Genomic DNA, 1,241 nt, shown 5'->3' with positions numbered 1-1,241 from the left:
GCCCGTCAGGCGCCCGCGGGCCCCTCGGTCCGGGGCGCGCCGCCGTCGAGGACGGTCAGCGCGCGCGAGGGGACGTTGGTGCCGACCCAGTCCACGCCGAGGTCGCGGCACAGCAGCAGGTCGGCGGGGTCGTCGACGGTCCAGCAGTAGGTGCCCATCCCCCGCGACCGCCAGTACTCGACCAGCCACGGCCGCGCCCGCAGCGTCCCGATGCTCGGTCCCATCAGCTGGGCACCGAGCCCCTCGGCCGGCCACGACTTGACGATGTTCCGACGCTCGCGCAGCTGCACCGTCGGCACGTCCGGGGCGAGCCGCCGGAACCGCCGCACGGCCGCGACCGAGAAGCTCATCATCACCGCGCGGGAGTCCGCGAACGACGCGGCCCGGTCGAGGCCGAAGTACGTCAGCTCGTCGCGCAACGCCGTCTCGACCCGGCCGCCGGACGGCACCGGGTGCTTGGTCTCGAGGAACAACCGGACGTCCGGGTACGCCTCGGCCATGACGAGGAAGCTGCGCAGCGTGAGCACCGTTTCGGGGGCGCGGTGCACGGGGTGCCACGACCCCACGTCGAGCGCGGAGATCTGCTCGAGGGTGCTGGCGTGGACCCAGAGATCCCTGTCGGCGACGCGGGTGGTGCGGGGGTCGTGGAGCAGGACGGGCACGCCGTCGGAGGTGAGGCGGACGTCCACCTCGAGCGCCTCGGCGCCCTGCTCGAGGGCCTGCTGGTAGGCGACCCGGGTGAGTTCGGGGAATTCCGCGGAGGCGCCGCGGTGTGCGACGACCCCGCTGCGGGTGGAGACGGGCGAGGGCAGGTGGGTGGTCGCGGGGACCGTCACGTCTCAATCCTTCCGGGTTGCTGACGCTTCCAGGATCCCCGCCGCGATGAACCTGCGGGTGAACCGCGGGGAAGGGTCACTGAAACTCCTCATGACGCCCCGGGTCTCCCGGACCGCCCACGCCGCGGCGAGTGCGGCGAGGGCGGTGAGCAGCACGGTGTCCGCGGCGGCCTGGGGGCCCTCCCCGCTGCCGCGCCACAGGGCGACCGCGACCGCCAGGGCGTTGACGGCCCAGGCCGCCCACCACCGCCGGAGGTCCGATCGGGACGGGGCGCGGGTCGACGCCCGGCGCAGTTCCTCGAGGTAGACGGGCAGGCGGAAAAAGTTGACGACGACGAGGAGGGCACCCACCCACAGGCCCGCCCGTGATCGGGGGTCCCGAACCGGTCCGTACGCCCGTCGCCG

2 protein-coding genes are annotated in these 1,241 nt (G+C 74.1%); both read right to left on the bottom strand.

From position 1 onward, the window contains the following. Nucleotides 1-5: 5 nt before the first annotated feature. Entirely contained in the window at nt 6-836 is an 831-nt protein-coding gene (locus G6024_RS15230) for a glycerophosphodiester phosphodiesterase family protein (RefSeq protein ID WP_069389506.1), read from the bottom strand. A gap of 3 nt (nt 837-839) precedes the next feature. Beyond that, a partial coding sequence (locus G6024_RS15225; RefSeq protein ID WP_159149091.1) for a DUF4328 domain-containing protein occupies nt 840-1,241 on the bottom strand: 402 nt, incomplete at its 5' end.

The organism is Dietzia maris (assembly GCF_014144855.1).
Classification (GTDB): Bacteria; Actinomycetota; Actinomycetes; order Mycobacteriales; family Mycobacteriaceae; genus Dietzia; species Dietzia kunjamensis.
Note: the sequence above shows the minus strand (reverse complement) of the source record. Positions and strands in the feature narration are given on the sequence as shown.